Genomic DNA, 3,410 nt, shown 5'->3' on the forward strand with positions numbered 1-3,410 from the left:
GCTGATTTGATGCTTTCGGTTATGCATGTTGGGAACCTACCGCTGTACTCTAAATTAATCGGGTAGGTGTCTCAAGTTATATTGGCACAGGGGGGGGGCGTGCAGGATCGCTTCCGCCTCCATGGCAAGCTCGCCACGGCTGTTCTGCGCCCACAGCTTGATGGTTTTGCCGTCGGCCGCCGGCTCGCCGCAGACGGAAAACGCGTCGATGTCGAACAGGGGGGACACTGCACGGAAGCGGAATTCCGCAATCTCCACGCCCGGCACTTCGCGCCGCACCAGGTCGACCAGCAGGGTGGCGATCAAGGGGCCATGGACGATCAGCCCGGGATAGCCTTCCACTTCGGTGACATAGGTCCGGTCGTAGTGGATGCGATGGCCATTGAAGGTCAGCGCCGAATAGCGGAACAGCAGGACCGGATCCGGATGAATGGTGCGCGACCAGCGCGGATTCAGGGGCGCGGGCTTGGGCGGGGGAGCCGCGCTGCCCGGCGTCGGCATGCCGCGGTAGACGATGTCGTGCTCCTCGGTGATGGCCAGCTGCCCGTCCCGGCTGATCTCATGGCGGACGGTGACGAAGACCAGGCGGCCGCTACTCCCCTCCTTGGCGCTGACGCTGCGGATGGTCGAGGTGCGAGCCACACTGGAGCCGACCGGAATCGGCGCGTGGAAGACGAACCTGCCGCCGGCCCACATCCGTCGCGGCAGGGGCACCGGCGGGAGGAATCCTCCGCGCTTCGGGTGACCGTCTTCGCCCAGCTGCGACTGCTGCGCGATGGCGTAGAAATTGGTCCAGTGCCAGAGCGGAGGCAGTGGCTCCCCTGCCCGTGGAGCGTCCGGGTAATCCAGCGTGGCGGCCAGCGCCGCCGCGGTTTCCGGGCGCACCACATCGTGCAGCACTTCGGTCTTTCCTACCCATTGCTGGAGCAGGCCTGCATCGAAATCATCGTCAATCATCGTCAATCGAGCGTCGCTCGCCGTTAGTTGTTGGATCGTGCCGCTGAGGGTCCCTCGAAGCGAGAGAGGATGCTTCATCATAGAATTCAATGGTTCGAATGTAGAAATAGAAAAAAATGATTCCAGCATCACGGTTCATCATGGGTAGATCCATCAGGAAAGCGAATTCCATCCGCGGCTGGGATAAAATATCTTGATACCACTTCTTCCTTGCCTACCATGGACATCAAGCAGATCCGTACACTGATTGCGATTGCCGAGACCGGCAGTGCCACCAAGGCAGGCGAACTGCTCCATCTCGTGCAGCCGGCGGTGTCGAGGCATATCCGCATGCTGGAGGAAGAATGCGGCGTGCCGCTGTTCGAACGGGAGCGCCATGGCATGGTGCTGACCGACGCCGGGCGCACCATGGCCGAGTACGGACGTCGCGCGCTGCGCGAGCTGGACAAGGGGCGGGCCGAAATCGGTCCGGCGTCCAATACTGTCTCCGGACGGCTGGTGATCGGCCTGCTGGCCAGTACCAGCAGGTTGCTGGCGGCCGAACTGGTGGCGCGGCTCCACGCGAAGTACCCCGCCTTGACGGTCAGCGTCAATGTCGGCTATGCGGGCAATGTGGTGCAGTGGCTGGAAGCCGGCGAAGTGGAACTGGCGCTGCTGTACGACACCCGCTCGTCGCAGGGCATGCAGGTCGAGGCCTTGCTGGACGAGCGGCTCTACGTCATTGGCCCCCCGGGAGAGCTCGTCGCCGACACGCCATTTCCGCTGAAAGCGCTGAAGGATCGGCCGATGGTGTTGCCGAATGCACCGCATGGACTGCGCAGCATCATCGAGCACGCGCTGGCGGTGGCGGGAATCAGTGTCAAGCTCGTGGCGGAAACCAACGCACTGGACTTGCAGAAGTCGCTGGTGGCCAAGGGCTTCGGCTATACCATTCTTCCCAGTTCCGCTGTCCTGGACGAGTTCCAGCAAGGCAGCCTCTCCGGTGCGCCGGTCGGCACGCCCGACCTGTCGCGCCGTATCGTGCTCGCGCGTGCCGCTACGCGCAGGCCTTCGCCGGCGAGCGTCGCCGCCGCCGCGGAGTTGGTCGGGCTGATGAAGGAGATGGTGCTGGAGAAGGCCTGGCCGGGCGCGGCCTGGATCGGTCGCTGATCCGAAGTTATGTCGTTCCCTGATGCTGGTATCAAAAAAAGCTATTTCACATCGGCTTCCATAAGCTCTTAGGATGGGTTATACACAAGCGGGCTACACCCGCACCAACCAGTTAAGGAGACAATGATGTTGAAGAAACTGATTACCGCTGGATTTACGCTGGTGGCTTCCACCGCCGTGCTGGCCGCCGACTTTCCGGACAAAACGATCACCCTGGTGATTCCCTTCTCCGCCGGCGGCCCGACCGACGTGATTGCCCGCATCCTTGGCCAGAGCATGTCGAAGTCGCTCAAGCAGACCGTCATCGTCGAGAACGCCACCGGCGCAGGCGGCACGCTGGCTGCGGGCAAGGTCGCGCGGGCGGCTCCGGATGGCTATACCATTCTTCTTCATCACAACGGCATGGCGACCAGTCCCGCGCTATACCGCAAGCTCACCTTCAATCCGATGACCGACTTCGAGTACATCGGACAGGTCGCCGACGTGCCAATGGTGCTGGTCGCCCGCAAGGACCTGCCACCGAAGACCTTGCCCGAACTTCTGGCCTATATCAAGGCGAACAAGACCGCTGTCACGATGGGCAACGCGGGCCTGGGCGCGGTCTCGCATCAGTGCGGCATGCTTTTCCTGAGTGCGCTCGGCACCGACATCACCACCGTACCCTACAAGGGCACCGCTCCAGCGATGAATGACCTGCTCGGGGGCCAGATCGATCTGCTGTGCGACCAGACCACCTCGACCACCTCGCAGATCCGGACAGGCAAGGTGAAGGTCTACGGTGCGACCACCAAGGCGCGCGTCGCCTCGCTGCCGAACGTCCCTACGCTGGCCGAACAAGGCATTCCCGGTTTCGAGATGTATGTCTGGCACGGCCTGTATGCGCCCAAGGGCACGCCCAAGCCTGTGATCGACAAACTGGACGCCGCGCTGCAGGAAGCCTTGAAGGATCCTCAGGTCAAGAGCAAGTTCGCCGACCTTGGCGCTGAGCCAGTCTCTTCCGACAAAGCCACTCCCGAAGGGCTGCGCGCGCACCTGAAGGCGGAAATCGACAAGTGGGGACCGATCTACAAGAAGGCCGGCGCCTTCGCCGACTGACATCCCTTGCGGGCAAGGTAGCCGTCGGCGAGCCGACGGCCTTGTCAATCATGGCGTTGGCCTCGCTGTCGCTCCTGCGCATCGTCTCCGAGGCCCATCCCGCTCGAGAGTTGGCAAAAAAAAAGGTTCATCACGGATTTCCGGGAAACGCGGCTTTGATCTTGAGGAAAAAGAAGTCGCTATCCCGGTAGCCATAGGCCATCCGCTTC

3 protein-coding genes are annotated in these 3,410 nt (G+C 62.3%); 2 read left to right on the plus strand and 1 reads right to left on the minus strand.

Going from position 1 to position 3,410, the window contains the following annotated elements; all coding sequences use genetic code 11:
• Nucleotides 1-54: 54 nt before the first annotated feature.
• Entirely contained in the window at nucleotides 55-957 is a 903-nt protein-coding gene (locus H162_RS0129515; protein ID WP_020657068.1) for an HTD2 family dehydratase, read from the minus strand.
• 219 nt (nucleotides 958-1,176) lie between these two features.
• Here H162_RS0129515 and H162_RS0129525 point away from each other — a divergent pair, with 219 nt between their 5' ends.
• Nucleotides 1,177-2,106, plus strand: coding sequence for a LysR family transcriptional regulator (locus H162_RS0129525; protein ID WP_020657069.1), 930 nt, complete (start codon nucleotides 1,177-1,179; stop codon nucleotides 2,104-2,106).
• Nucleotides 2,107-2,232: 126 nt separating this feature from the next.
• Complete coding sequence (locus H162_RS0129530) at nucleotides 2,233-3,201, plus strand: tripartite tricarboxylate transporter substrate binding protein BugD (protein ID WP_020657070.1); 969 nt, start codon at nucleotides 2,233-2,235, stop codon at nucleotides 3,199-3,201.
• The last annotated feature ends 209 nt before the right edge of the window (nucleotides 3,202-3,410 follow it).

Origin of the sequence: Massilia niastensis DSM 21313, from assembly GCF_000382345.1 — a bacterium.
Taxonomy (GTDB): domain Bacteria; phylum Pseudomonadota; class Gammaproteobacteria; order Burkholderiales; family Burkholderiaceae_D; genus Telluria; species Telluria niastensis.

Excerpts from the sequence above, each read along its gene's own strand:
- H162_RS0129515 (WP_020657068.1), bottom strand. The coding sequence starts at position 957 with ATGATTGACGATGATTTCGATGCAGGCCTGCTCCAGCAATGGGTAGGA.
- H162_RS0129525 (WP_020657069.1), top strand. The coding sequence starts at position 1,177 with ATGGACATCAAGCAGATCCGTACACTGATTGCGATTGCCGAGACCGGC.
- H162_RS0129530 (WP_020657070.1), top strand. The coding sequence starts at position 2,233 with ATGTTGAAGAAACTGATTACCGCTGGATTTACGCTGGTGGCTTCCACC.